Origin of the sequence: Streptomyces sp. NPDC006602, from assembly GCF_042870385.1 — a bacterium.
Classification (GTDB): Bacteria; Actinomycetota; Actinomycetes; order Streptomycetales; family Streptomycetaceae; genus Streptomyces.
Map to the genome: position 1 here is coordinate 312,100 of NZ_JBIAHG010000001.1, position 24,697 is coordinate 336,796.

General features: G+C 70.4%; 22 protein-coding genes and 1 tRNA gene. 11 read left to right on the plus strand and 12 right to left on the minus strand.

All coding sequences use genetic code 11. The annotated features are described in order from the left end of the window. Nucleotides 1-32 precede the first annotated feature (32 nt). Nucleotides 33-116, plus strand: a tRNA-Leu gene (locus tag ACFYO2_RS01440). Nucleotides 117-197: 81 nt separating this feature from the next. Beyond that, entirely contained in the window at nt 198-980 is a 783-nt protein-coding gene (locus tag ACFYO2_RS01445) for a helix-turn-helix domain-containing protein (protein WP_388342447.1), read from the plus strand. Between the two features lie 5 nt (nt 981-985). Here ACFYO2_RS01445 and pyk read toward each other — a convergent pair whose 3' ends face one another. Then, nucleotides 986-2,416 (minus strand): pyruvate kinase, encoded by a 1,431-nt coding sequence (gene pyk / locus ACFYO2_RS01450; RefSeq protein ID WP_388342449.1) that lies wholly within the window; start codon nt 2,414-2,416, stop codon nt 986-988. Between the two features lie 158 nt (nt 2,417-2,574). Then, nucleotides 2,575-3,291, minus strand: coding sequence for an SIMPL domain-containing protein (locus tag ACFYO2_RS01455; RefSeq protein WP_388342452.1), 717 nt, complete (start codon nt 3,289-3,291; stop codon nt 2,575-2,577). A 139-nt stretch (nt 3,292-3,430) separates the two neighbouring features. On the opposite strand from ACFYO2_RS01455, the gene ACFYO2_RS01460 reads away from it, so the two are divergent. Next, nucleotides 3,431-5,236, plus strand: coding sequence for a 5'-nucleotidase C-terminal domain-containing protein (locus ACFYO2_RS01460; RefSeq protein ID WP_388342455.1), 1,806 nt, complete (start codon nt 3,431-3,433; stop codon nt 5,234-5,236). 104 nt (nt 5,237-5,340) lie between these two features. On the opposite strand, the gene ACFYO2_RS01465 is transcribed toward ACFYO2_RS01460, so the two are convergent. From ACFYO2_RS01465 to ACFYO2_RS01490, 6 genes are all read right to left on the minus strand, one after another. Then, nucleotides 5,341-6,750, minus strand: a complete 1,410-nt coding sequence (locus tag ACFYO2_RS01465; RefSeq protein ID WP_388342458.1) for a lysine N(6)-hydroxylase/L-ornithine N(5)-oxygenase family protein — start codon at nt 6,748-6,750, stop codon at nt 5,341-5,343. Beyond that, nucleotides 6,747-8,120 carry a pyridoxal phosphate-dependent decarboxylase family protein gene (locus tag ACFYO2_RS01470; protein WP_388342461.1) on the minus strand — a complete coding sequence of 458 codons (1,374 nt, stop codon included), beginning with the start codon at nt 8,118-8,120 and terminating at the stop codon, nt 6,747-6,749. The genes ACFYO2_RS01465 and ACFYO2_RS01470 overlap by 4 nt, the downstream gene beginning before the upstream one ends. Before the next feature lie 234 nt (nt 8,121-8,354). Beyond that, a complete protein-coding gene (gene pepN / locus ACFYO2_RS01475) occupies nt 8,355-10,850 on the minus strand; it encodes an aminopeptidase N (protein WP_388342464.1) in 2,496 nt (831 codons plus the stop codon). Between the two features lie 56 nt (nt 10,851-10,906). After that, nucleotides 10,907-11,458: a two-component system response regulator gene (locus ACFYO2_RS01480; RefSeq protein ID WP_388342467.1), complete on the minus strand. Its 552-nt coding sequence runs from the start codon at nt 11,456-11,458 to the stop codon at nt 10,907-10,909. Nucleotides 11,459-11,599: 141 nt separating this feature from the next. Continuing rightward, a complete protein-coding gene (locus ACFYO2_RS01485) occupies nt 11,600-11,950 on the minus strand; it encodes a chorismate mutase (RefSeq protein ID WP_388342470.1) in 351 nt (116 codons plus the stop codon). Between the two features lie 11 nt (nt 11,951-11,961). After that, the gene (locus ACFYO2_RS01490) at nt 11,962-12,852 is read right to left on the minus strand and encodes a helix-turn-helix domain-containing protein (protein WP_388342472.1); all 891 of its coding nucleotides are present in this window, start codon (nt 12,850-12,852) and stop codon (nt 11,962-11,964) included. 80 nt (nt 12,853-12,932) lie between these two features. Here ACFYO2_RS01490 and ACFYO2_RS01495 point away from each other — a divergent pair, with 80 nt between their 5' ends. Together ACFYO2_RS01495 and ACFYO2_RS01500 are read left to right on the plus strand one after the other, a co-directional pair. Then, on the plus strand, nt 12,933-13,196 hold the full coding sequence (locus ACFYO2_RS01495) for a hypothetical protein (RefSeq protein WP_388344019.1): 264 nt from the start codon (nt 12,933-12,935) through the stop codon (nt 13,194-13,196). A gap of 37 nt (nt 13,197-13,233) precedes the next feature. After that, nucleotides 13,234-14,133: a hypothetical protein gene (locus ACFYO2_RS01500; protein WP_388342475.1), complete on the plus strand. Its 900-nt coding sequence runs from the start codon at nt 13,234-13,236 to the stop codon at nt 14,131-14,133. 28 nt (nt 14,134-14,161) lie between these two features. Here the strand turns inward: ACFYO2_RS01500 and ACFYO2_RS01505 are convergent, their stop codons facing one another. Beyond that, a complete protein-coding gene (locus tag ACFYO2_RS01505) occupies nt 14,162-16,546 on the minus strand; it encodes an FtsX-like permease family protein (RefSeq protein WP_388342476.1) in 2,385 nt (794 codons plus the stop codon). After that, nucleotides 16,543-17,271 carry an ABC transporter ATP-binding protein gene (locus ACFYO2_RS01510; protein WP_388342478.1) on the minus strand — a complete coding sequence of 243 codons (729 nt, stop codon included), beginning with the start codon at nt 17,269-17,271 and terminating at the stop codon, nt 16,543-16,545. The genes ACFYO2_RS01505 and ACFYO2_RS01510 overlap by 4 nt, the downstream gene beginning before the upstream one ends. Before the next feature lie 241 nt (nt 17,272-17,512). Between ACFYO2_RS01510 and ACFYO2_RS01515 the strand changes: the two genes are divergently transcribed. Both ACFYO2_RS01515 and ACFYO2_RS01520 read left to right on the plus strand, forming a co-directional pair. Beyond that, entirely contained in the window at nt 17,513-18,814 is a 1,302-nt protein-coding gene (locus tag ACFYO2_RS01515) for a sensor histidine kinase (protein ID WP_388342481.1), read from the plus strand. After that, nucleotides 18,799-19,503 carry a response regulator gene (locus tag ACFYO2_RS01520; protein WP_388343927.1) on the plus strand — a complete coding sequence of 235 codons (705 nt, stop codon included), beginning with the start codon at nt 18,799-18,801 and terminating at the stop codon, nt 19,501-19,503. The genes ACFYO2_RS01515 and ACFYO2_RS01520 overlap by 16 nt, the downstream gene beginning before the upstream one ends. Before the next feature lie 51 nt (nt 19,504-19,554). Here the strand turns inward: ACFYO2_RS01520 and ACFYO2_RS01525 are convergent, their stop codons facing one another. After that, nucleotides 19,555-20,469, minus strand: a complete 915-nt coding sequence (locus ACFYO2_RS01525) for an SDR family oxidoreductase (protein WP_388342484.1) — start codon at nt 20,467-20,469, stop codon at nt 19,555-19,557. 1 nt (nt 20,470) lies between these two features. Continuing rightward, entirely contained in the window at nt 20,471-21,229 is a 759-nt protein-coding gene (locus tag ACFYO2_RS01530) for an SDR family oxidoreductase (RefSeq protein ID WP_388342487.1), read from the minus strand. Nucleotides 21,230-21,283: 54 nt separating this feature from the next. On the opposite strand from ACFYO2_RS01530, the gene ACFYO2_RS01535 reads away from it, so the two are divergent. The 4 genes from ACFYO2_RS01535 to ACFYO2_RS01550 are packed head-to-tail and all read left to right on the plus strand — an operon-like array spanning nt 21,284 to nt 24,679. Next, a complete protein-coding gene (locus ACFYO2_RS01535; protein ID WP_388342489.1) occupies nt 21,284-22,045 on the plus strand; it encodes an enoyl-CoA hydratase family protein in 762 nt (253 codons plus the stop codon). Next, a complete protein-coding gene (locus tag ACFYO2_RS01540; RefSeq protein WP_388342492.1) occupies nt 22,042-22,902 on the plus strand; it encodes a CoA transferase subunit A in 861 nt (286 codons plus the stop codon). Before ACFYO2_RS01535 ends, ACFYO2_RS01540 begins: the two co-directional genes overlap by 4 nt. Then, entirely contained in the window at nt 22,899-23,630 is a 732-nt protein-coding gene (locus ACFYO2_RS01545) for a CoA-transferase subunit beta (RefSeq protein WP_388342494.1), read from the plus strand. Before ACFYO2_RS01540 ends, ACFYO2_RS01545 begins: the two co-directional genes overlap by 4 nt. Next, nucleotides 23,630-24,679 carry an NAD(P)H-dependent flavin oxidoreductase gene (locus ACFYO2_RS01550; protein WP_388342496.1) on the plus strand — a complete coding sequence of 350 codons (1,050 nt, stop codon included), beginning with the start codon at nt 23,630-23,632 and terminating at the stop codon, nt 24,677-24,679. The genes ACFYO2_RS01545 and ACFYO2_RS01550 overlap by 1 nt, the downstream gene beginning before the upstream one ends. The last annotated feature ends 18 nt before the right edge of the window (nt 24,680-24,697 follow it).

A 24,697-nucleotide genomic window follows, 5' to 3' on the forward strand; every position in this document is an offset into this window, starting at 1 on the left:
GCGGTGACCCGGTACACTCTCGACAGTGCCCAGCCGGGTTGGCGGAATCGGCTTACGCGGATGTCTCAAACACATCTGTCCGAAAGGACATACGGGTTCGAATCCCGTACCCGGCACCGTTGAAGCGGAGGCTCACGTTCGCGTGAACCTCCGCTTTTTGCTACATACGGCGACGATCAGTAACCCAAAGTGGCCATATGTACGACATCAGCACACGTAAGCGAGCCCTCGCGCTGGTGAGCCAGGGACGCAGCCTGAATTCCGTCAGCAAGGAGACGGGGATATCTCGGGCAGCAATCCGCTCCTGGCAAGTGCGCATCGAACCGCTGCCACGCATGCAAGTGCAGGCCAGTCCGTGCATCCGCTGTCAGTGCGCCCCGGAACCGCCCGAGAACGCAGCGGCGTACTCCTATCTCCTCGGTCTGTATCTCGGCGACGGCTGCATCAGCGCTCACCCGCGCACCGGGCACTACCTCCGCATCGCCTGTGCAGATACATGGCCCGGTCTGATGGATGCCTGTGAGGCCGCCATGCGCGCGGTCAACCCGACGGGCAACGCCTACCGCGTCCAAGCACAGGGCTACGTGTCTGTAGTCAGCTACAGCCAACACTGGCCCTGCCTCTTCCCCCAGCATGGGCCCGGCAAGAAGCATGAGCGCGCCATCAACCTCGCACCCTGGCAACAGCACATCGTTGACGCCTACCCCTGGGAGTTCATCCGCGGCCTCATCCATTCCGACGGCTGCCGCATCACCAATTGGACAACCCGGCTCGTAGCCGGTGAGCGCAAGCGTTACGAGTACCCGCGCTACTTCTTCACCAACGTCTCCGCTGACATCCGGCAACTGTGTACCGACACCCTCGACAAGCTCGGCGTCGAGTGGACTCGGTGCACACGTAACGGCATCCCGTTCAACATCTCCATCGCCCGCAAAGCCTCCGTAGCCCAAATGGACGCCCACGTAGGTCCCAAACACTGACCCCCCTACTTGTCGTCCTCCCCGATGTGATGCACCCGGACCAGGTTCGTCGACCCGGAAACCCCGGGCGGGGAGCCGGCCGTGATGACGACGATGTCGCCCTGCTCGCAGCGGCCGTACTTCAGCAGCAGCTCGTCGACCTGGTTGACCATCGCGTCCGTGGAGTCCGCGTGCGGGCCCAGGAAGGTCTCCACACCCCACGTGAGACTGAGCTGGGACCGGGTCGCCTGTTCCGGCGTGAAGGCCAGCAGTGGGATCGGTGAGCGGTAGCGCGACAGGCGGCGGACCGTGTCGCCGGACTGGGTGAAGGCGACGAGGAACTTGGCGCCCAGGAAGTCGCCCATCTCTGCCGCCGCTCGGGCTACCGCTCCGCCCTGGGTTCGTGGTTTGTTGCGTTCGGTCAGCGGCGGGAGGCCCTTGGCGAGGATGTCTTCCTCCGCCGCCTCGACGATCTTCGCCATGGTCGTGACCGTCTCGATCGGATACTTGCCGACGCTGGTCTCGCCGGACAGCATCACCGCGTCCGTGCCGTCGATGACCGCGTTGGCCACATCGCTCGCCTCCGCCCTCGTCGGGCGCGAGTTGTCGATCATCGAGTCGAGCATCTGGGTCGCGACGATGACCGGCTTGGCGTTGCGCTTCGCGAGCTTGATAGCGCGCTTCTGGACGATGGGGACCTGCTCGAGCGGCATTTCGACGCCCAGGTCGCCTCGCGCGACCATGATGCCGTCGAAGGCGGCGACGATGTCGTCGATGGCGTCGACTGCCTGGGGCTTTTCGACCTTGGCGATGACGGGGAGGCGGCGGCCTTCTTCGTCCATGATGCGGTGGACGTCGTCGATGTCGCGGCCGGTGCGGACGAAGGACAGGGCGATGACGTCGAAGCCGGTGCGCAGGGCCCAGCGGAGGTCGGCTTCGTCCTTGTCGGAGAGGGCGGGGACGGAAACCGCGACGCCCGGGAGGTTCAGCCCTTTGTGGTCGGAGATCATGCCCCCTTCGACCACGGTGGTGTGGACGCGGGGGCCGTCGATGCCGGTGACGTCGAGGCAGACTTTGCCGTCGTCGATGAGGATGCGTTCGCCGGGGGTGACGTCGGTGGCGAGGCCGCCATATGTGGTTCCGCAGGTGTTGCGGTCGCCTTCGACGCCTTCCTCCACGGTGATGGTGAAGGTGTCGCCGCGTTCGAGGAGTACGGGTCCTTCGGTGAAGTGGCCGAGGCGGATCTTCGGGCCTTGAAGGTCGGCGAGGGTGCCGACGCTGCGGCCGGTTTCGTCGGAGGCCTTTCGTACGCGGTGGTAGCGCTCCTCGTGTTCGGCGTAGGTGCCGTGGCTGAGGTTGAATCGGGCGACGTCCATTCCGGCGTCGACCAGTCCTTTGATCTGGTCGTACGTGTCCGTGGCGGGGCCCAGGGTGCAGACGATTTTTGCTCGGCGCATGTTTCGAGCCTAGAGCTTACTGGTGGGTAGGGAATTGGTGGGGCGTGACGACTGAAGGGCCTTTGGGTGAAGCCTCATTGACAAGTGTTGAATTGCGCACCGGGGTGCTCCGATGAGCATTTCGGAGTACCCCGGCGTGCTCTTATGACAATGGCTGGTTACAACTGTGGTGGGGCCATGGTGAAGCGTGCGTTGACCTGGGCCTGGACGCGTTGGCGTTGGGGTTCGAGGTCGAGGGGGGCGGCGGTGGTGTCCTCGGCTGCGTAGGCGGCGGAGCGCATGCGGCTGCCGCTCGGGGCGGCGGGGTAGGCCGGCGGGGCGCTCTCGGCGCCGATGTCGGCGAGCTCGACGAGGGCGGCCAGCGAGGTCCCGAGTGCCTCGGCGTACTCCCTGGCGCGCTGGACGGCTTCTCGTACGGCTTGTTGTCGGGCCTGGCGGTGGGCGGGTGAGTCGGGGCGGAGGGCCCACCAGGGGCCGGTGACTCGTGTGAGGTCCAGGTCGGCGAGGCGGGTGGTGAGTTCGCCGAGGGCTGTGAAGTCGGTGAGTTCGGCGGTGATGTGGACGCGGCCGTGGTAGGCGTGGATGCGTTCGCCGCGGCCTTCCTTGAGTTGTGGGGTGATGGAGAAGGCGCCGGTCTCCAGTCGTTCCACTGCGTCGCCGTAGGTTTTGATGAGGTTGAGGGCGGTGGTGTTGCGGCGGGTGAGGTCGTCGAGGGCGGCTCGGCGGTCCTTGCCGCGGGAGGCGACGGTGACGCTGATGCGGGCGATTTCGGGGTCGACTTCGAGGCGTGCTTCGCCGCGGACGGCGATGCGGGGTGCGTCGGGGGTGCCGTAGGGGACGGCGGGGCGGGGCTCCTCGGATGGTGGGGTGGTCATACGTCCCACTCTGTCAGTTCTCATCTGCTTGACGCGCCTTGCTGGTCACCAGATCGAAACCTGCGGGGTCTGTTGTCGTGCGGCATGTCCGGGTCAGAATCTACGCGCGTTGTTGACCGTTCCTCGAGGAGTAGCAGACATGCCGTTGAACCGTCGGAAGTTCCTGAAGAAGTCCGCTGTGACCGGTGCGGGTGTCGCGCTGGCCGGTTCGGTGGCGGCTCCGGCGGCGGAGGCTGCGGAGGCGAAGGAGGGCTCCAGGCCTGTGAAGCGGTATGCGCTGACGGTGATGGGTACGACCGATCTGCACGGTCACGTCTTCAACTGGGACTACTTCAAGGACGCGGAGTACGCCGACGCGAAGGGCAACGCGCAGGGTCTGGCCCGGGTGTCGACGCTGGTGAACCAGGTCCGTGAGGAGAGGGGCCGCGGGAACACGCTGTTGCTGGATGCGGGTGACACGATCCAGGGCACTCCGCTGACGTACTACTACGCGAAGGTTGATCCGATCACTGCTGTGGGTGGTCCGGTGCATCCGATGGCGGCGGCGATGAACGCGATCGGGTATGACGCGGTGGCGCTCGGCAATCACGAGTTCAACTACGGCATCGAGACGTTGCGCAAGTTCGAGGAGCAGTGTGATTTTCCGCTGCTGGGTGCGAACGCGTTGGATGCGAAGACGTTGAAGCCGGCGTTTCCGCCGTACTTCATCAAGGAGTTCCGCGTGAAGGGTGCGCCGCCGGTGAAGGTGGCGGTGCTGGGTTTGACGAATCCGGGTATCGCTATCTGGGACAAGGCGTATGTGCAGGGCAGGTTGACGTTCCCGGGGCTTGAGGAGCAGGCGGCGAAGTGGGTGCCGAAGCTTCGGTCGATGGGTGCGGATGTGGTGGTCGTGTCGGCGCATTCGGGTTCGTCGGGGACTTCTTCTTACGGTGACCAGTTGCCGTATGTCGAGAATTCGGCGGCGTTGGTGGCGCAGCAGGTGCCGGGTATCGATGCGATTCTGGTCGGGCATGCGCATGTGGAGATCCCGGAGTTGCTGGTCACGAATGAGAAGACGGGTAGGTCGGTGGTGTTGTCGGAGCCGTTGGCCTATGCGGAGCGGGTGTCTTTGTTCGACTTCGAGTTGGTTTTCGAGAAGGGTCGTTGGGCGGTCGAGTCGGTTTCGGCGTCGGTGTTGAACTCGAATGCGGTCGCGGACGATCCGAAGATCACGAAGTTGTTGAAGGCCGACCATGATGTCGTGGTGGAGTACGTCAACCAGGTGGTCGGTACGGCGACCGAGGCGCTGACGACGGTGGAGGCGCGGTACAAGGACGCGCCGATCATCGACCTGATCACGAAGGTGCAGGAGGACGTGGTCAGGGCGGCGCTGGCGGGTACGGAGTATGCGTCGGTGCCGGTGATCGCGCAGGCGTCGCCGTTCTCGCGGACGTCGGAGATTCCGGCGGGTGATGTGACGATCCGGGATCTGTCGAGTCTGTATGTGTACGACAACACGCTGGTGGCGAAGTTGATGACGGGTGCGCAGATCAGGACGTATCTGGAGTATTCGGCGGAGTACTTCGTGCAGACGGCGGCGGATGCGGTGGTCGACGTGGAGAAGTTGACGAACGCGGGTGGTCGTCCGGACTACAACTACGACTATGTGTCGGGTGTGTCGTATGAGATCGACATCGCGCAGGGGGCGGGTTCGCGGATCAGGAATCTTTCGTACAACGGTGTCGCGTTGGATGACGCGCAGCGGTTCGTGTTGGCGGTGAACAACTACCGGGCCAATGGTGGTGGTGCGTTCCCGTTTGTGGCGTCGGCGACGGAGGTGTGGGCGGAGTCGACGGAGATCCGGACGCGGATCTCGGAGTGGGTGACGGCGAAGGGTGTGCTGGATCCGAAGGACTTCGCGTCGGTGGACTGGAAGTTGACGCGGGGCGGTACGCCGGTTTTCTAGGGCTCCGGGACGCTGTGCGTTCCTGGGTCTGTTCTGGGCCTCGTGTGGTGCGGGGTCTGTGTGTGAGGGGCGGTGGGAGGTTCTCCCACCGTCCTTCGGTGTTTCTAGCGGCTTTCGGTCAGGGGGGTGAGGTCCTGCGACTGTCGGGCCGGGGGGATGTGGGGCTTGGTTTCCAGGCCGAAGGTGGTGAAGGCGGTGCGGGTCGGCTGTGGGTAGGGGTCTTTTCCGGTCAGGGAGTTGAGGATGGTGGCGCTGCGCCAGGCGGCGAGGCCGAGGTCGGGGGTGCCGACGCCGTGGGTGTGGCGTTCGGCGTTCTGTACGTAGGCCGTGCCGGTGACGGAGGGGTCGAGGGCGAGGCGGAAGTGTTCGTCGACGCGGGGGCGTTCGCGGCTGTCGTGGCGGAGGTAGGGGTCGAGGCCGGCGAGGATGCGGTCGAGGGGGCGTTCGCGGTAGCCGGTGGCGAGGACGACGGCGTCGGTGGTGAGGCGGGTGCGGGTGTTCTGCTGGGTGTGTTCGAGGTGGAGTTCGATCTTGGTGGTGCCGATGCGGCCTGCGGTGCGGACGCGGACGCCGGGGGTGAGGACGGCGTCGGGCCAGCCGCCGTGCAGGGTGCGGCGGTAGAGCTCGTCGTGGATGGCGGCGATGGTGTCGGCGTCGATGGCTTTGTGGAGTTGCCATTGGGTGGTGGCGAGGTGGTCGCGGACGTTTTCGGTGAGGGCGTGGAAGTAGCGGGTGTAGTCGGGGGTGAAGTGTTCGAGGCCGAGTTTGGAGTACTCCATGGGTGCGAAGGCCTGGGTGCGGCCGAGCCAGTGGAGTTTTTCGTGGCCTTCGGGGCGGTGGCGGAGCAGGTCGAGGAAGATTTCGGCGCCGGACTGTCCTGAGCCGATGACGGTGACGTGGTCGGCGGTGAGGAAGGTGTCGCGGTGGGCGAGGTAGTCGGCGGCGTGTACGACGGGGACGGTGGGGGCGTCGACGAGGGGCTTGAGGGGTTCCGGTACGTACGGTTCGGAGCCGATGCCGAGGACGATGTTCCTGGTGTAGGTCCGTCCGAGGGCTTCGGCTTCTCCTTCTGTGTCGAGTTGGGTGAAGTCGACTTCGAAGAGGTCGCGTTCGGGGTTCCAGCGGACGGCGTCGACCTGGTGTCCGAAGTGGAGTGCGGGGAGGTTTTCGGACACCCAGCGGCAGTAGGCGTCGTATTCGGCGCGCTGGATGTGGAAGCGCTCGGCGAAGTAGAAGGGGAAGAGTCTCTCGCGGGTCTTGAGGTAGTTGAGGAAGGTCCAGGGGCTGGTGGGGTCGGCGAGGGTCACGAGGTCGGCGAGGAAGGGGACTTGGATGGTGGCGCCTTCGATGAGGAGGCCGGGGTGCCAGTCGAAGGTGGGGCGTTGGTCGTAGAAGACGGTGTCGAGTGGGGTGAGGGGGTGGGCGAGGGCGGCGAGGGAGAGGTTGAAGGGGCCGATGCCGATGCCGACGAGGTCGCGGGGTGCGTCGGGCTCGTGGCGTGGGGGGTGCGTCATCGGGGTGTGGTTCCTTCCACGAGTGTGAGCAGCCCGGTCAGGTCGTCGGGCCGGGTGTGGGGGTTGAGGAGGGTGGCCTTGAGCCAGAGGCGGCCGTCGAGGCGGGCGCGGCCGAGGACGGCTCGGCCGTGGGTGAGGAGGTGTCGGCGTACGGCGGCGACGGCGTCGTCGGTGGCGCCCGTGGGCCGGAACAGGACGGTGCTGATGGTGGGCCGGGCGTGGAGTTCGAAGGCGGGGTGGTGGTGGACGAGGTCGGCGAAGGTGTGGGCGTGTTCGCAGACCTGGTCGACGAGGGTGGCGAGGCCGGTGCGGCCGAGGGTTTTGAGGGTGACGGCGATTTTGAGGACGTCGGGGCGGCGGGTGGTGCGCAGTGAGCGGCCGAGGAGGTCGGGCAGGCCGGCGTCGGTGTCGTCGTCGGCGTTGAGGTAGTCGGCGCGTTGGTCGAGGGTGGTGAGGTCGCGGGGGTCTTTGACGGTGAGGAGGCCGGCGGCGATGGGTTGCCAGCCGAGTTTGTGCAGGTCGAGGGTGATGGTGTCGGCGGCGTCGAGGCCGGTGAGTTTGGGGCGGTGGCGGTCGCTGAAGAGGAGGCCTCCGCCGTAGGCGGCGTCGATGTGCAGGCGGGCGTGGTGGGCGCGGCACAGGGCGGCGATCTCGGGGAGGGGGTCGATGAGTCCGGCGTCGGTGGTGCCTGCGGTGGCGGCTACGAGGACGGGACCGTGCGGGCCGGGGCCGGAGAGGGTGGTGAGGGTTTCGGCCAGGGCGGCGGGGTCGAGGGTGCCGGTGGGGGCGGGGATGACCAGGGGGGCGGGGAGGCCGAGGAGCCAGGCGGCGCGGGGCAGGGAGTGGTGGGCGTTGGCGCCGTGGACGAGGCGGATGCGGGCGCCGTGGGTTTCGCGGGCGAGGAGGAGGGCGAGTTGGTTGGATTCGGTGCCGCCGGTGGTGATGAGTGCGTCGGCGGCACCGGCTTGCTGGGCGAGTGCCCGTGTCACCAGTGCTTCCAGTTCCGATGCCGCCGGGGCCTGGTCCCAGGAGTCGAGGGACGGGTTGAGGGTGGAGACGGCGAGGTCGGCGGCGGTGGCGACGGCGAGGGGTGGGCAGTGGAGGTGGGCGGCGCAGTGGGGGTGCGCGGGGTCGGCGGAGCCTTCGGCGAGGGTGTGGACGAGGTGTCGTAGGGCGTTGGGGTCGCCGTGGTCCGGGAGTACGTCGCCGACGGCGTCGCGTACGCGGGCGGCGACCGCGGTGGGGCCGCCGGCCGGGAGTGGGCCGCGGCGGGCCCGGGTGCCGTCGCGCAGGGCGTCGAGCACGGTGTCGAGCAGGGGCCGTAGGGTGTGGGGGCCGTCGGGGCCCGAGGCGAGGCTCGGTGTGCTCATGGTGGGTCCTCCGGGCGCTGGGCAGAGGGAGTTCCAGCTTGTCCGCGAATGCGTGGTGGCGCCCGGAGAGCCCAACGATCGGAACCCGGAAGGGGGTACTGGGCGCTCCGCGGGCAGTGCCGTCGGAGCGCCGTGGCGGGGGACGTGTGGGCTCGAACTGCGGGCCGTGGGTGGCTGGTCGCGCCCACGGGGCCGAGCCGCTGATCGATCCGGTCCCGCGCCCCTGTCGGGGCGCTACACCTCCCTGACCTTCAAAGCCCGCGCCAAGTCGTCCAGCTGGTCGGCCAGCTTGCGGCGCAGTGCCGGGATCGGGTCGCCGTTGTTCAGACATTCCTCGCCGAGTCGGAGTGTCTCGGTGTCGACGGCGTGGGCCGGGAAGGCCCAGCGGCCGGCGGCCTCGGCGATGGCGGGGCCGCGGCGGGCGGCGAGGGTGACGACGTCGTGGAAGTAGCGCGGGACGTACTGCTGTAGGAGGTCGTTCTGTTCGGGTTGCCAGAAGCCCTGGGCGGTGGCGGTGAAGAGGTAGTTGGAGAGGGTGTCGTCGCTGAACATGGCCTCCCATGCCCGCTGTTTGGCGTCCTCGTCGGGCAGGGCGGCGCGGCAGCGGGTGGCGCCTTCCTGGCCGGTGGCGCTGGGGTCGCGCTGTAGTTCGGCGGTGATGGCGGCCTCGTCGGTGGCGCCGAGGACGGCGAGGCGGGCGAGGACGCGCCAGCGCAGTTCGGGGTCGAGTTCGGGGCCGCCGGGGACGGTGCCGTCGGCGAGCCAGGCGGCGATGGTGTCGGGGTGGGCGGCGACGTCGATGAAGTGGCGTACGGCGATGAGGCGCAGGCCGGGGTTGTCGCCGTCCTCGGTGCGGCGGATGAGGTCGCGGCTGAGGGCGGTGAGGGTGGCGAGGGCGGTGGGCCGCTGTTCGGGGGTGAGGTAGCGGTCGGTGACGTGTGCGGTGGCGAAGGCGAGGACGCCTTGCACGATGGCGAGGTCGGTCTCTTGTGGGAGGTGGGTGCGGGCGGCGTCGAGGTAGGCGGTGGGGGCCAGTTCGCCGTCGCGTACGGAGTCGCGCAGGGCGTTCCATACGACGGCGCGGGTGAGGGGGTCGGGCAGGCCGGAGAGGCCGGCGTTGACGCTTCGGAAGGACTGTGGGTCGAAGCGGACCTTGGCGTAGGTGAGGTCGCCGTCGTTGAGGAGGAGCAGTGCGGGGCGTTTGCCGATGGGGTGGGGGGTGGTGTGGGGGATGTCGAGGTCGAGGCGTTCGCGCAGGACGAGGTGGCGGTCCTCGTCGGTGACGTCCTGGTCGTAGAGGCCGACGGCGATGCGGTGGGGGCGGCTGCCGGTGCGGTCGATGGTGAGGGTGCAGGTGCCGTCGTCGCCGGGGGTGATGCGGGGGGTGAGGGTGTCGACTCCGGTGGTGCGCAGCCAGGTGTCGGCCCAGGCGTGGACGTCGCGGTCGGTGACGGAGGCGAGGGAGTCGACGAAGTCGGCGAGGGTGGCGTTGGCGAACTTGTGGCGGGCGAAGTGGGTGTTGATGCCGTCGAGGAAGTTTTTCTCGCCGAGCCAGAAGACGAGTTGGCGTAGTGCGGAGGCGCCCTTGGCGTAGGAGATGCCGTCGATGTTGGTGAGGGCGGAGGCGGTGTCCTCGACGGTTTCGGGGGCGACGGGGTGGGTGGAGGGGCGCTGGTCGGCGTCGTATCCCCAGGGTTTGCGGGCGATGCCGAAGTCGGTCCAGGTGTCGGTGAAGCGGGTGGCTTCGGTGAGGGTCTGGTAGCCCATGTACTCGGCGAACGATTCGTTCAGCCAGAGGTCGTCCCACCATTGGAGGGTGACGAGGTCGCCGAACCACATGTGGGCCATTTCGTGGGCGATGACCATGGCGCGGGTCTGGCGTTCGGTGTCGGTGACGGCGGAGCGGTAGACGAACTCGTCGCGGAAGGTGACCAGTCCGGGGTTTTCCATGGCGCCGTAGTTGAATTCGGGGACGAATGCCTGGTCGTAGGAGTCGAAGGGGTAGGGCTCCTCGAATTTCTCGTGGTAGCGGTCGTAGCACTGCTTGGTGATCTCGAAGAGTTCGTCGGTGTCGGCGTCGAGGTGGGGGGCGAGGGAGCGGCGGCAGTGGAGGCCGAAGGGCAGGCCGCGGTGTTCGGTGCGTACGGAGTGCCAGGGGCCGGCGGTGACGGCGAGGAGGTAGGTGGGGATGCGTGGGGTGGGGGCGGCTTTCCAGAGGCCGTCGCCGGTGTGTTCGGTGATGCTGTTGGCGAGGACGGTCCAGTCTTCGGGGGCTTTGACGGTGAGGTCGAAGACGGCTTTGAGGTCGGGTTGGTCGAAGGCGGGGAAGACGCGTTTGCAGTCGTCCATGGCGAGTTGGGTGTAGAGGTAGGTTTCGCCGTCGCTGGGGTCGGTGAAGCGGTGCATGCCTTCGCCGGTGCGGGAGTAGCGCATGGCCGCGTCGACGCGCAGTTCGTGCTCGCCGGGGGTGAGGTTTTTCAGGGGGAGGCGGTTTTCGTCGAGGGTTTCGGGGTCGAGGGGTTGTCCGTCGAGGGTGACGGAGCGCAGTTCGGCCGGCTGGACCTCGAGGAAGGTGTCCGTGGCGTCCTGGTCCGCGCGGACGGTGAACGTGATGACGGTGCGGGAGTCGAAGGTCTCGTCGCCGGTGGTCAGATCGAGGTCGATCGTGTAGCGGTGGACGTCGAGGAGCTTGGCTCGGGTCTGCGCTTCGTCGCGCGTCAGTACGGACATGCAGGACATGCTGCCTGATGCCGCTGACCTGGCACAGGGGCGGATCGGTACGCGGCCTATGTCCGGTCCTGTTCGAGCTCCTCGGTGTGCGCCCCTTGTCCGCGCTGGGTGGGGACGCGGGTGTCCGGGTGAGGCAGGGCGGGGCGTGGGGGGTGTTCTTCGGCTTCGGCGTGGTCCTTGACGAGGGCGCGTAGTTCGCGGACCTCGTGTTCGAGGGCGAGGTGGCGTTGGTGGGCGTCGAAGAGGTAGCGGACCTTGGTGCGCAGGGCCCAGGGGTCGATGGGTTTGAGGACGAGGTCGGCGACGCCGAGGCCGAAGGCGGTGGAGGTCAGTGCGTGGTCGGCGCCGAAGCCGGTGAGGAGGATGACGGGTATGTGCTGGGTCTGTTCGACGCGGCGCATGTAGCGCACCACTTCGAGGCCGCTGACGCCGGGCATGCGCACGTCGAGCAGGAGGAGGCCGACCTGGCCGCGCAGCACCTGTTTGAGGGCCTCGTCGCCGCTGGTGGCGCGGCCCAGCCGGTAGCCCAGCGGGGCCAGGGCGCTCTCCAGGGCGTACAGCGTGTCTTCGTGGTCGTCGACGATGAGGATCCTGGCATCCGACGGCATGGCCCGACGTCCCTCCCTCGTGGACAGACCAGCGTATGTCCGAGGAGCTGACGGGGTGTGCTCGTCAGCTGACAAGGAGTGCACAGCGCAGCATGCCCCTCGCGGGGCCGTGTGTCACGTCCTCGGAGGCGTCGGGCGAGGTCAATTCGCCGGTTGCGTGGATCCGTTGACGGTGTCCTCGGCGATGCGCTCGTGGTGTCTGATCACTTCGGCGATGATGAAGTTCAGGAACTTCTCGGCGAAGGCCGGGTCGAGTTTGGCGTTCTCGGCGAGGGTGCGCAGGCGTTCGATCTGCCGGGCTTCGCGGGCCGCGTCGGCGGGCGGCAGTTGGTGTCTGGCCTTGAGGTGGCCGACCTGCTGGGTGCATTTGAAGCGTTCGGCGAGCATGTGGACGACGGCCGCGTCGATGTTGTCGATGCTGTCGCGGAGCCGGGCGAGTTCCTCGCGGACGGCGGGGTCGACGTCGCCGGTTCCGTTGTTGCTGGTGGTCATGGGGGTCCACATTACGGGGCGGTCGGGCTCTCGATCATGGGTGGATCGTCCGGATCCGGTACCTGGTTGCTCCAGCCGCCGGGAACCACTCGGCTCTCCTGGGCGCGGAAGCGGACGGGGGCCATGCCGACGCGGCGGGTGAACAGGCGGGAGAAGTAGGCGGGGTCGTCGTAGCCGACGCGGCGGGCGACGGCGGCGACGGTCAGTTCGGTGGCGGCGAGGAGTTCCTTGGCGCGGCCGAGGCGGATGCCGAGGAGGTAGTCCTTGGGGCTGCAGCCGGCGCCGCGGCGGACGGCGGTGCGCAGTTCGGCGGTGGTCATGCCGTGCCGGGCGGCGTGGTCTGCGACGGACAGCGGTTTGAAGGCGTCGCGGGCGAGGGCCTTGAGGACGGGGTCGCCGTCGGGGGCGAGGTCGGCGCGGGCGCGGCGCAGGGCGACGAGGAGTTCGTGGACGGCGGCGCCGGTCTCCACTTCGAGGAGGGGGTTGTCGCGGCGGGCGGCGCGGGCGATGCGTGCGATGACGGCGCGCGGGCCGGTGGCGTCGGAGAGAGGGACGACGGGGCGGTCGGGTTCGATGTAGCCGAGTTCGGTGTACGTGGCGGTGGCGGGTCCGGTGAAGCCGACGAAGCCCTCGTCCCAGCCGGGGCCGGGGTCGGGCGCGTAGTGGTGGGGGATGCCGGGGGTGAGCCACAGCAGGGCGGGGGCGGTGACGGTGGTGCGGCTGCCGTCGGGGGCCAGGTACCAGCCGCTGCCGGTGCTGATGACGACGGCGACGTGGCTGTCGAGGGTGCGCGGGCCGACGGTGGGCAGGGCGCCGTGCTGGAGGCCGACGCCGAGGCAGACGAGGCCGAGCCGGTGGTGGGCGGGGGCGGGCGTGAAGAACCGCATACAGGTGTGGTACATCCGCGGCCCTCCGGCGGTCGTACGTGTGTCCGAGCAGCACCGATCTTTGTCCATGGACGTGATCGACGCCAGGGGGCTGGTTGTTCACCTCGGACGGCCCGGAGGACCACACGCTCTCCGGCGGTTCGATCCCCGGGGTGCTCGCCACGGTGAACTTTCGGCTTCGACCTGGGGCGTTACTGTCGGCGGGGCCGCAGCGGTCGCTGTACGTGCCGGGACCGGTACTGCGGGAGGGCACCAACGACGTATGGCTGCTGGAGTTCGAACAGGTGGCGCGGACGCGGCGCGCGCTCCGGCCCGTAGCGGCCGATCCGACCAGCGAAAATCCACCCGCGTCGCCGTAGAGTGGAAGCGGGTTCACGGCCTCTTGGGGGTACGGGCGTGGCGAACGACGGACCGGTCGAGCACGGGTATCCGCATCTGGAGACGGTGCGGGCCGCCGTCACCACGCTGTACAGGCGACTGTCGTACGACACCATCCAGACGTTCTCGACCAGCGTGGCCCCTGTCGACGTGGCGTTCTGCGACACCGACGACCTGTATCTCGGGGCACAGCGGGTGGCGCGCGAGCTGGTGCGGCACTACCGGCTGCCGGACGCCCGGATGGTGGTGAGCTTCCGGGAGATGAAGCATGCGGCGAACGTCGAACTCACCGCCGGGCCCGAGTACTTCGTCGAGCTGAACGACCGTTTCCGCACCCATCGCCGGGACATCGGCGCGGCCCTCGCGCATGAGGTGATGCACGTCTATCTGCACCGCCTGGACCTGACCTTCCCCGGCACCCGGGAGAACGAGATCCTCACCGACACCGCGGCGACCTACCTCGGTGCGGGCTGGCTGCTCCTCGACGCGTACCGGGAGGACGGGGCGTCCTCCCAGAAGCTCGGCTATCTCACCCCGGAGGAGTTCGGTTACGTCCTCGCCAAACGCGCCCTGGTCTTCGGCGAGGACCCGTCGGTGTGGTTCACCAGCCCGCAGGCCTACACGGCGTACGTCAAGGGCATGGCCCGGGCCCGCCAGGACGAACAGCAGCCCCCGCTGACGGCGGCCGGCTGGGCGGGGCGACGCCGATACGCCCGCGACCGGCGGCACGCGCCCGCGCCCGCGCCCGCGCCCGGTCCCCAGCCGGGTGTGCACTACGCCTTCTCTCCCGACAGCGGCGGCCGCCTGCGCGTCTCCTTCCCCTGCCCGACCTGCCACCAGCGGATCAGAGTTCCGGTACGGGGGAGGATGCGGGCGCGGTGTTCGTTGTGCAGGACGGTGCTGGAGTGCGACACCTAGCTGACCGAGCGCGTAGCCGGCAGAGCGTCTACTCCGTCCGCAGGGCCGTCGCCGTACGCGTCCTCGCCGCCCAGCCCGCCGGAAGCAGCGCGCCCAGCAGGGCGATGGTCAGGCCGGCCAGCCCCAGCAGCACCAGCCGCGGAGTGTCGTACACGTCGAGGACCGACGGCGGCAGGTCGGTGCCCGCCGCGTGCCCCATCACCGGCAGCACGTAGGCGTGCAGCGCGAATCCCGCCGGTACGCCGACCAGTCCGCCCAGTACGCCGATCCCGGCCACCGAGGCGAGGACGAGGCCCACGGTCTGGCGTGGCGACATGCCGAGCGCCTTGCACACGCCGAGGTCGTGGACGCGCTCGCGGGTGTCGAGGACGACGGAGTTGAGCACGCCGAGGCCGGCCACACAGACCAGCATGAGGGTGAGCAGCGCGGCCATCGCGTCCAGGATGAGGATGAAGTTGTCCTGCTGCGAGGCGGAGTTCGCACTGGCGTCGCCGCCCAGGGGCTGAACGGTCGCGGCGAGTTCGCGGGCGTACTCGGTGGCGGAGACGCCCGGCTTCACCTCGACGAGGAACACACCGGGTTCGGCCGCCGGGAAGTCGGCGAGGTTCGCGTGGATCTCCAGTTCGTCGTCCGAGGTGTCGAAGGCCTCGCCGACGATGCGCAGGGTCCGCGTCCGCTCCTGGTGGGTCACCCGTATCGTGTCGCCGATCTCGGTGCCGGTCTTCTCCAGAAAGCCCGAGGGCACGACGACCTGCCCCGCACCGGTGATCCAGTGGCCGGAGATCATCTCGTAGGCGCCGGAGCGGGAGTCTCCCTCGTAGAGGACGGCCCGGACGGTGCCGGAGACCCCGCCGACGATGGCGTCCGTCTGGGTCTTGCCGTAGTACGAGGCCGTGCCGTCCTGTGCCTCGATGGCGGCACGCACGCGTGCCGGGTCGGCGGCCGAGGGCTCGGGCGTACCCGGCGCGGGGGCGGGTCCGCCGCGGCTGACCGTCGGTCCGGTGCCGGTGCCGGTGAAGACACTGACCGCCGCCCGGTTCTCGGGGTCCTGTGCCTCGCCGACCGCGTGCAGGGACGAGGTCAGGCCCACCGCGAAGGTCGCCGCGACCGTACCGAAGGCCACCGCGAGCAGCATCGCCGCCGTGCGGACCGGGTGAGCGAAGGGCGCGGCGAGACCGTAGGTCACCGCGCGCGGCAGCGGCAGCCGGCCCGCCGCCCGGTGCGCCCACTGGCCGCGTCCGGTGCGCGGCGCGCGGCCCACCGCGATGGCCTCGACGGTGCGCAGGCGCCCGGCGCGCAGTGCGGGAACCAGCGCCGCGATCCCCACGACGAGCAGCGCGGCGGCCGGTACGACGACGTCCACCCACCAGGCGACGGTCAGTGAGGCGGTGCCGTACACCTGCTCGGTGTCGTCCAGGAGCGGTACGGCGAGCAGGTTGCCGAGGACGACGCCCAGGGCGATGCCGGCGCCTGCCGGGATGAGTGCCTGGGCGACGTAGGCGCGCACGACCTGGCGCGGGGTGAAGCCGATGGCCTTGAGGATGCCGATCCTTCGCAGGCTGGTGCCGACCGCGCCGCTGACCACACTGCCGACGATGATCAGCGACATCGCGATGCCGAGCACACCGAACGCGATGAGGAACGGGATGGTGGGTGCCGCGCCCGCGTCGGCGGCACGCTTGGTGTCCAGGTAGGACTGGGTGCCCAGGAGTGCACCGGCGGGCACGGCGGCGGTGAGCTTCTTGCGGGCGGCGGCGATCTGACCGCCCGTGTCCGCGGAGTCGAAGCGGTAGAGCATCTGGCTGGTGACCGGGGTGTCCTTCGAGGCAAGTGCCGTGACTTGTGCGGGGGTTGCCCAGGCGTCCGCGGTCCTGGCCGCCGACGTCGCGATGCCGACGACGGTCAGGGTCGGGGCGTCGGCGGCGTCCGAAGTCCTCAGGGTGGTGCCGAGCTTGAAGGCGGGGCCGGCGACCTGCGGGGTGAGCACGATCTCGCCCGGCTTCGTCGGCCAGTGGCCCAAGGACAGGTCGAGATCGTCCACGTCGGCGTGCGGGGTGGAGCGCCCGGCCAGGGTGAGGGGCGGCTGCAGGTGGCCGCCGCCCTCGTCCACCGCGCGGATCGTCGTGACGGGGTACGGTCCCGCGGTGGCCGTGACGCCGTCGAGCCGGCCGGTGGACTCCAGCTGTGCCGTGCTCGCCTTCGCCGGGTCGTAGTCCGCGGTGAGGTGGGCGCCGTCCTGCCGGGCGAAGGCCTTGTCGAAGGGGGCGTCCGCGGCGACCATCAGCGATCCGGCGACCACGGCCGAGGCCACGGCCATCATCACGGCCACCGCGATCACCACGGTCTGCACCCGTCGCCGGCCCACCCCCGAGCGGACGACCCGGCCGAGCGCGCCGGTACCGAAGCCGCTCATCGAACCGCCTCCGCGTGTGTGTCGAGGGCGAGATGACCGTCCACGAGGTGGATCGTGCGGCTCGCGCAGGCCGCCGCCAACGGCAGGTCGTGGGTGACCAGCACGATGGTCTGGCCGCCGCGGTGCAGATCGACCAGCAGGTCCCGTACGTCCTGGCCGGACGCGGTGTCGAGCGCGCCGGTCGGCTCGTCCGCGAGCAGCAGTGCGGGCCGGTTGACCAGGGCGCGGGCGACCGCGACCCGTTGGCGTTCGCCGCCGGAGAGCCGGCCGGGGTAGGCGCGGGCGTGCTGCTGGATGCCGAGCAGCTCCATGAGCTCGCCGGCGCGGGCCGCGGCCTGGCGTCGCGCGGTGCCGGTCAGCTGGGCGGGGAGCTGGATGTTGTCGGTGACGGTCAGGTCGTCGAGCAGGTTGAAGAACTGGAAGACCATGCCGATCCGTTCCCGGCGGAACCGGGCCAGCGCGTGCTCGCTCAACCGGTCGATCCGCCGCCCGGCGACGGTCACCGTGCCCTCCGTCGGCCGGTCCAGGCCGGCGACGAGGTTCAGCAGCGTGGATTTGCCGCTGCCGGAGGGCCCCGTGACGGCGAGGGCCTCGCCCTGCGCGACGGCGAGGTCGAGCGGTCCGAGGGCGGGCGCGCCGGCGCTGTCGTAGCGCTTGGCCACGCCCGCAAGTTCGATCACGTGAGTCGTTGGGGCCAGGGGAGACGTTGGGGCCAGGGAGGTCATGGGAGTCGTCCGTCCTTACGGTCGCTCGTGCCCGGTCGGGTCCCGGCGAAGGTGTCGGGTCCCGGCGAACCTAGGGGCGGGGCCTCGTCGGGCGCGTCGGCCGCGGCACCGACATGCGGACCTCCCCGCGGAGGACCCGCCGCGGGGTCATCCCTGCGAAGTACGCCTGCGGGACGGTGTCCCGGTCGTCCTGGTCGTCCAGGCGGACGCGGCCGCGGCGGACGGGCCACACAATGAGCCGATGGAGACGGAGGAGCGGCCCGGATGGCGCCGGCAACTGCGGGACGCGCTGCGGCCGGAGGCGAAGGGAGCCCCGCTGTCACGGCGGGCGGTGCGCGCCGACGTGGTGCTGGCGGTCGCCTTGACCGTGGTCGCGTTGATCGTGGCCGCGCGGTATCCCGGTGACGGGCCGGCGTTCGTCGTGCCGAGGGACGAGTACGGGGTGCCCATCCCTCCCTACCCCCCGGCACCGGGTGTGCGGGTGGCGGAGGACCAGATCTCCGCGCCGCCCTGGCCCCTCGTGCTGCTGTCGGCGCTGCCGCTCGCGGCCCGGCGCCGGTATCCGCTGGCCGCGTTCGCGGTCGTGCTGGCCGCGGCACTGGGCATCGGGGACCGTGCCACCTGGATCACTGTGCTGACCTGTGTCATCGGCGCCTACAGCGCGGTGAAGCACAGTCGCCACCGGACACTGGCGCCGGCCTGTCTGGTCGTCGCCGCGGTGCCGGCCGGCCTGGCGTTCCGGCAGACGGATCCGATCCTGCCGGGGTGGTCGAGTCCCGTGGTCGTGCTGCTGGCCGCCGGGGTGCTGGCGGGGACGGTCCGCTTCTGGCAGCGACGCCTCGCGGCCGGCCGGGACCGGTTCGCCGAGTTGCAGCAGGCGCAGGAGGAGAGCATGCGCCGGGCCGTGGAGGAGGAACGGGCGCGGATCGCCGCCGAGTTGCACGACGTCGTGACCCACAATGTGAGCGTGATGGTCATCCAGGCGGGGGCGGCCCGCAAAGTGATGGACGCGGCACCGGAGCGGTCGAAGCAGGCACTGCTGGCGGTGGAGGCCGGAGGCAGGGCCGCGATGGCGGAACTACGCCATGTGATGGGCCTGTTGGCGGCCCCGAACACCGGTCGCGCCGACAGCCCCGCCGACGGCCTGGAACCACAGCCCGGCCTCGGACAGCTCGACGCGCTGATCGAACGGGTGCGCACCGCCGGCACCCCGGTCGGCGTCGCCGTGTCGCTGCCGCCGGAGCCGCTGTCGCCCGGGGTGGATCTGGCCGCGTACCGCGTGGTGCAAGAGGCGCTGACCAACACGATCAAACACGCGCCCGGCGCAGACGCCTGCGTGACGATCGGCTACGCCGACCACTGGCTGGAGATCGAGGTCAGCGACACCGGCGCCGTCCGGGACTCCTCGGCCGAGGACGGCAACGGCCGCGGACTGATCGGGCTGCGCGAACGCCTCGCGGTCTACGGCGGTGAGCTGACGGCCGGTCCCACCCTCGCCGGCGGCTATCGGATCAGGGCCCGAGTCCCCTGGCGGGCGGCGTGAACCGGCCGCCGGCGCTGCGCGCGGTCATCGCCGACGACCAGGCCCTGGTACGGACCGGTTTCGGGATGATCCTGGCCGCGGACGGCATCGAGGTGACGGCCGAGGCGGCCGACGGGGCGGAGGCGGTCGCCGCGGTCCGGCGCACCCGGCCCGACGTGGTCCTCATGGACATCCGGATGCCACGCATGGACGGCATCGAGGCCACCCGGCGGATCCTCGCCGACAGCGATCCGGCCGGCCTGCGCGTCATCATCCTGACCACGTACGACCTCGACCACTACGTGTACGCCGCGCTCACCGCCGGAGCCAGCGGCTTCCTGCTCAAGGACGTCACGCCCGAGCATCTGGTGGCCGCCGTACGCCTCGTGCGGTCCGGCGACGCCCTGCTCGCGCCCGCCATCACCCGCCGCCTCATCGAGCGCTTCGCCCACCGCGAGGAGCCCCGTCCGGCCGCCCTCCACCGCGACCTGTCCGGCCTCACCCCGCGCGAACTGGAGGTACTGCGGCTCCTCGCGACCGGCCTGAGCAACGCCGAACTCGCGGACCGCCTGTTCCTCAGCCCCACCACGGTCAAGACCCACATCGGCCGCATCCTCTCCAAGCTGGAGCTCCGCGACCGCGTCCAGGCCGTGGTCCTCGCGTACGAGACGGGGCTGGTGGCGCCGGGGGATCCGACGGGGGACGGCTGACGCGACCGCCCCGTCCCGAGCCCCGGCCGCCCTGCTCCGAACCCCGGGGCCCTACCCCGCCCCGTACACCGCCCCCGGAACCTCGGCCTCCGCCAGCAGCTTCAGCGTGACGTCCCCCGCCTCGGCCGGTGTCCACCGGGCACCCTTGTCGGCGCTCGGTCCCGGTCGCCAGCCCTCCATGACGGTGATCCGGCCGCCCTCGGCCTCGAAGACCCGTCCGGTGACGCCCGCGCTCACGGCCGAGCCGAGCCACACCACCAGGGGCGACACGTTCTCCGGCGCCATCGCGTCGAAGCCCCCGGCGGGCGCGGCCATCGTCCGGGCGAAGGTCTCCTGTGTCATCCGGGTCCGGGCGGCCGGCGCGATCGCGTTGACCTGGACCCCGTACCGCCCCATCTCGGCCGCCGCGACCAGCGTCAACGCGACGATCCCGGCCTTGGCGGCGCTGTAGTTCCCCTGCCCGACCGACCCCAACAGGCCCGCGCCGCTACTGGTGTTGACGACCCGCGCCACCGGCGTCCGCCCCGCCTTCGCCTCCGCCCGCCAGTACGCCGCCGCATGCCTGAGCGGCAGGAAGTGCCCCTTGAGGTGGACGCGTACGACCGCGTCCCAGTCGTCCTCGTCGAGGTTGACGAGCATCCGGTCGCGCAGGAACCCGGCGTTGTTGACGAGGGTGTCGAGACGGCCGTACGTCTCCAGGGCGTTGCGTACGAGGGAGGCGGCGCCCCCGGTCGTGGCGATGTCGCCGCCGTGGGCCACGGCCTCGCCGCCCGCGGCGCGGATCTCGTCGGCGACTCGGCGGGCCGGGCCGTCGGCGCCCGGCGTGCCGTCGAGGCCGACGCCGAGGTCGTTGACGACGAGCCGGGCGCCCTCGGCGGCGAAGGCGAGCGCGTGCGCGCGACCGAGCCCGCGGCCGGCGCCCGTGACGATCACGACGCGTCCCTCGCACAGCGGCCGTGCACTCATCTCAGCTCTCCTTGTCTCCGTGTCGACGGTTGTCGGCGGTTGCGGCGTCGAGGAAGGCGGGCCGCTCCCCGCCCCCGTGGACGAGCAGCGAGGCCCCACTGATGTACGCGGCGGCGTCGGACGCGAGGAAGACCGCGGCCGCGCCGACGTCGGACGGCTCGGCCAGTCGCCCCGCGGGGACGGTGCGGGCGACGGCGGCGATGCCGTCGGGGCCGCCGTAGTGGAGGTGGGACAGCTCGGTGCGGACCATGCCGACGACCACGGTGTTCACGCGTACCTCCGGCGCCCACTCGACGGCCATCGAGCGGGCCAGATGTTCCAGCCCGGCCTTGGCCGCCCCGTAGGCGGCGGTACCGGGCGAGGGGCGGCTGCCGCTGACGCTGCCGATCATCACGATGGAGCCCTCGGCACGCCTCAGGTGGTCGTACGCGGCGAGGGACACGGTGAGCGGTGCGAGGAGATTCAACTCGACGACTTTGACGTGCCGTTCGGCCTCGGCCTCGGCGAGCGGCCGGTAGGGGGCGCCGCCCGCGTTGTTGACCAGGACGTCGAGGCGGGGCAGCTCGGCGAAGAACCGCCGCAGGGACTCGGCGTCCCGTACGTCCAGCGGCACGAACTCGGTCTTGGGCACCGGGACTTCCGGCGGCCGGCGCGCACCGACCACGACCTCGGCGCCCGCCTCCGCCAAGGCCCGCGCGATGCCTGCGCCGACGCCGCGGGTACCGCCGGTGACGACCGCGACCTTCCCGTTCAGCTCCATTCGCCGCTACCCTTCACCTAACAAACGTTTGGTGGAAAGGTAGCTGATGCGCCCATGGGTGTCTCCACCTCGTCCCCGGAAAAGGGGCCCGAAAAAACTGGCATAGCCGTCGTCACGGTCGACTTCCCGCCGGTGAACGCCCTGCCGGTGCGGGGCTGGTTCGCGCTGGCCGACGCCGTGCGCGCGGCCGGCCGGGACGCCGGGGTCCGGTGCGTGGTGCTGGCCGCCGAGGGGCACGGTTTCAACGCGGGCGTGGACATCAAGGAGATACAGGCCCAGGGGCAGCAGGCGCTGATCGGCGCCAACCGCGGCTGCTTCGAGGCCTTCGCCGCGGTGTACGAGTGCGAGGTGCCGGTCGTCGCGGCCGTGCAGGGCTTCTGTTTGGGCGGCGGGATCGGCCTGGTGGGGAACGCGGACGCGATCGTGGCGAGCGAGGACGCGACCTTCGGCCTGCCCGAGCTGGACCGCGGCGCGCTCGGCGCGGCCACCCACCTGGCCCGGCTGGTCCCGCAGCACCTGATGCGCGCCCTGTACTACACCTCGCGCACCGCGACCGCGGCCGAGCTGCACGCGCACGGCTCGGTGTGGCGGGTCGTGCCGCGCGCCGAACTGCGCGCGGCCGCACTGGAGTTGGCCCGCGAGATCGCCGCCAAGGACGGGCAGCTCATCCGGCTGGCCAAGGCCGCCATCAACGGCATCGACCCCGTCGACGTCCGCCGCAGCTACCGCTTCGAGCAGGGCTTCACCTTCGAGGCCGACCTCGGCGGGGTCGCGGGCCGCGTTCGCGACACCTTCGGCAAGGAGGCCGCCCGGTGAGCGACAAGACCATGTCGGCCGAGGAAGCCGTCGGTCGCCTGGAGAGCGGGATGACGCTCGGCATCGGCGGCTGGGGCTCGCGCCGCAAACCGATGGCGCTGGTGCGAGCGCTGCTGCGGACCCAGATCACCGATCTCACCGTCGTCGCGTACGGCGGCCCGGACATCGGCCTGCTGGCCGCCGCCGGACGGATCCGCAGGCTCGTCACCGCCTTCGTGACCCTCGACTCGATCCCCCTCGAACCGAACTACCGCGCGGCACGCGAGCGTGGCGCCTTCGAACTGATGGAGGTCGACGAGGCGATGTTCATGTGGGGGTTGCACGCGGCCGCCAACCGCCTGCCGTTCCTGCCGGTGCGGGCCGGTCTCGGCTCGGACGTGATGCGGGTCAACCCGGGCCTCAGGACGGTCACTTCGCCGTACGAGGACGCGGAGACGTTCGTGGCCATGCCCGCGCTGCGCCTGGACGCGGCCCTCGTCCACCTGAACCGCGCGGACCGGCTGGGCAACGGCCGGTACCTGGGCCCGGACCCCTACTTCGACGACCTGTTCTGCGAGGCGGCGGACGCGGCGTACGTGTCGTGCGAGCAGCTCGTCGACAACATCGGCACCGCCGAGCCGACCAAGGAGGCAGCACCGCAGACGCTGCTGCTCAAGCGGTCCAGCGTGACGGGCGTGATCGAGGCGCCGAACGGCGCCCACTTCACCTCGTGCGCCCCCGATTACGGCCGGGACGAGGCCTTCCAGAAGCTGTACGCCACCACGCCGTACGCCGAGTTCGCCGGGCGGTTCCTCGGCGGGGACGAGCAGCACTACCAACGCGCCGTGGGGGACTGGCGGAAGGAGCGGGACCAGTGACCGTCACCCGTGCCGAGTACTGCGTGATCGCCTGCGCCGAGGCCTGGCGGGACAACGGCGAGATACTCGCGAGCCCCATGGGCCTGATCCCGGCCGTGGGCGCCCGCCTCGCCAAGCGCACCTTCTCCCCCGACCTGCTGCTCACCGACGGCGAGGCGATGCTCGTCGGTGTCGACGGCACGGTGGAGGGCTGGCTGCCCTACCGGCAGCATCTGACCATGGTCACCGGTGGGCGCCGGCACGTGATGATGGGCGCGAGCCAGATCGACCGCTTCGGCAACCAGAACATCTCGTGCATCGGCGACTGGGCCGAACCGAAGCGACAACTGCTGGGCGTGCGCGGCGCCCCGGTCAATACCCTGAACAACCCGACCAGTTACTGGGTCCCCAAGCACTCGTCGCGGGTCTTCGTCGAGAAGGTCGACATGGTGTGCGGGGTGGGCTACGACCGTGCCGCCGCCGCGGGCCCGAGCGCCGCCCGCTTCCACCGCATCCCCCGCGTGGTCACCGACCTCGGCGTCTTCGACTTCGCCACGCCGGACCACGCGATGCGTCTCGCCGCCCTCCATCCGCAGGTCACCGTCGAGCAGGTGCGGGAGGCGACGGGCTTCGAGCTGTACGTCCCGGACGAGGTGCCATACACCCGCGAGCCGGCCCCGCGGGAACTGGAGTTGATCCGTGAGGTCATCGACCCGCAAGGGGCCAGGTATCGCGAGGTCGGGGACTGATGGAGACCGCGCTGACGAGGCTCGTCGGGGTCCGCCACCCCATCGTGCAGACCGGCATGGGCTGGGTGGCCGGCCCGCGCCTGGTCTCCGCGGCGGCCGACGCGGGCGCGCTGGGCATCCTGGCCTCCGCGACCATGACGCTCGACCGGCTGCGGGACGCCGTACGGGAGGTCAAGTCCCGTACTCACGAGCCGTTCGGGGTGAATCTGCGCGCGGACGCCGGAGATGCGGGCGAGCGGGTGCGGATCATCGTCGACGAGGGCGTACGGGTCGCGTCCTTCGCCCTCGCACCCTCCCCCGGGCTGATCGCCGAGCTCAAGGAGGCCGGCGTCGTGGTCATCCCCTCCGTGGGTGCCCGGCGGCACGCCGAGAAGGTCGCGGCGTGGGGCGCGGACGCGGTGATCGTGCAGGGCGGCGAGGGCGGCGGGCACACCGGCGAGGTGGCGACGACGGTGCTGCTGCCGCAGGTGGTGGACGCGGTGCGGATACCGGTCGTGGCGGCGGGCGGCTTCTTCGACGGGCGGGGTCTGGTCGCGGCGCTGGCGTACGGGGCGGCGGGCGTCGCCATGGGCACGCGCTTCCTGCTCACCTCGGACTCGACCGTGCCCGACGCGGTGAAGGCGCGGTATCTGGCGGCGACGGTGCGGGACGTGACGGTGACACGGGCGGTCGACGGCCTGCCGCACCGCATGCTCCGTACGGAACTGGTCGAGGCCCTGGAGCACGCCGGCCGCACCAGGACCCTGCTCCAGGCCGTGAGAAGAGCGGCGGGCTTCCGCAAGCTGTCCGGGCTGACCTGGCGCCGACTGGTCCGCGACGGCCTCGCCATGAAGCACGGCAAGGACCTGACCTGGAGCCAGGTCCTGCTCGCCGCGAACACCCCGATGCTGCTGAAGTCGGCGATGGTGGACGGCCGTACGGACCTCGGTGTGATGGCCTCCGGGCAGGTCGCCGGGGTGATCGACGACCTGCCGTCGTGCGCGGAGCTGGTGGAGCGGATCATGAAGGAGGCGGAGGAGGTACGCGAACGGCTCACAGCCTCTTGGTGATCACGAGCGGCTCACAGC

Excerpts from the sequence above, each read along its gene's own strand:
- ACFYO2_RS01460 (WP_388342455.1), top strand. The coding sequence starts at position 3,431 with ATGCCGTTGAACCGTCGGAAGTTCCTGAAGAAGTCCGCTGTGACCGGT.
- ACFYO2_RS01530 (WP_388342487.1), bottom strand. The coding sequence starts at position 21,229 with ATGGAGCTGAACGGGAAGGTCGCGGTCGTCACCGGCGGTACCCGCGGC.
- ACFYO2_RS01490 (WP_388342472.1), bottom strand. The coding sequence starts at position 12,852 with ATGTACCACACCTGTATGCGGTTCTTCACGCCCGCCCCCGCCCACCAC.
- pepN (WP_388342464.1), bottom strand. The coding sequence starts at position 10,850 with ATGTCCGTACTGACGCGCGACGAAGCGCAGACCCGAGCCAAGCTCCTC.
- ACFYO2_RS01525 (WP_388342484.1), bottom strand. The coding sequence starts at position 20,469 with ATGAGTGCACGGCCGCTGTGCGAGGGACGCGTCGTGATCGTCACGGGC.
- ACFYO2_RS01505 (WP_388342476.1), bottom strand. The coding sequence starts at position 16,546 with ATGAGCGGCTTCGGTACCGGCGCGCTCGGCCGGGTCGTCCGCTCGGGG.
- ACFYO2_RS01470 (WP_388342461.1), bottom strand. The coding sequence starts at position 8,120 with ATGAGCACACCGAGCCTCGCCTCGGGCCCCGACGGCCCCCACACCCTA.
- ACFYO2_RS01480 (WP_388342467.1), bottom strand. The coding sequence starts at position 11,458 with ATGCCGTCGGATGCCAGGATCCTCATCGTCGACGACCACGAAGACACG.
- ACFYO2_RS01515 (WP_388342481.1), top strand. The coding sequence starts at position 17,513 with ATGGAGACGGAGGAGCGGCCCGGATGGCGCCGGCAACTGCGGGACGCG.
- pyk (WP_388342449.1), bottom strand. The coding sequence starts at position 2,416 with ATGCGCCGAGCAAAAATCGTCTGCACCCTGGGCCCCGCCACGGACACG.
- ACFYO2_RS01485 (WP_388342470.1), bottom strand. The coding sequence starts at position 11,950 with ATGACCACCAGCAACAACGGAACCGGCGACGTCGACCCCGCCGTCCGC.
- ACFYO2_RS01550 (WP_388342496.1), top strand. The coding sequence starts at position 23,630 with ATGGAGACCGCGCTGACGAGGCTCGTCGGGGTCCGCCACCCCATCGTG.
- ACFYO2_RS01535 (WP_388342489.1), top strand. The coding sequence starts at position 21,284 with ATGGGTGTCTCCACCTCGTCCCCGGAAAAGGGGCCCGAAAAAACTGGC.
- ACFYO2_RS01445 (WP_388342447.1), top strand. The coding sequence starts at position 198 with ATGTACGACATCAGCACACGTAAGCGAGCCCTCGCGCTGGTGAGCCAG.
- ACFYO2_RS01510 (WP_388342478.1), bottom strand. The coding sequence starts at position 17,271 with ATGACCTCCCTGGCCCCAACGTCTCCCCTGGCCCCAACGACTCACGTG.
- ACFYO2_RS01455 (WP_388342452.1), bottom strand. The coding sequence starts at position 3,291 with ATGACCACCCCACCATCCGAGGAGCCCCGCCCCGCCGTCCCCTACGGC.
- ACFYO2_RS01465 (WP_388342458.1), bottom strand. The coding sequence starts at position 6,750 with ATGACGCACCCCCCACGCCACGAGCCCGACGCACCCCGCGACCTCGTC.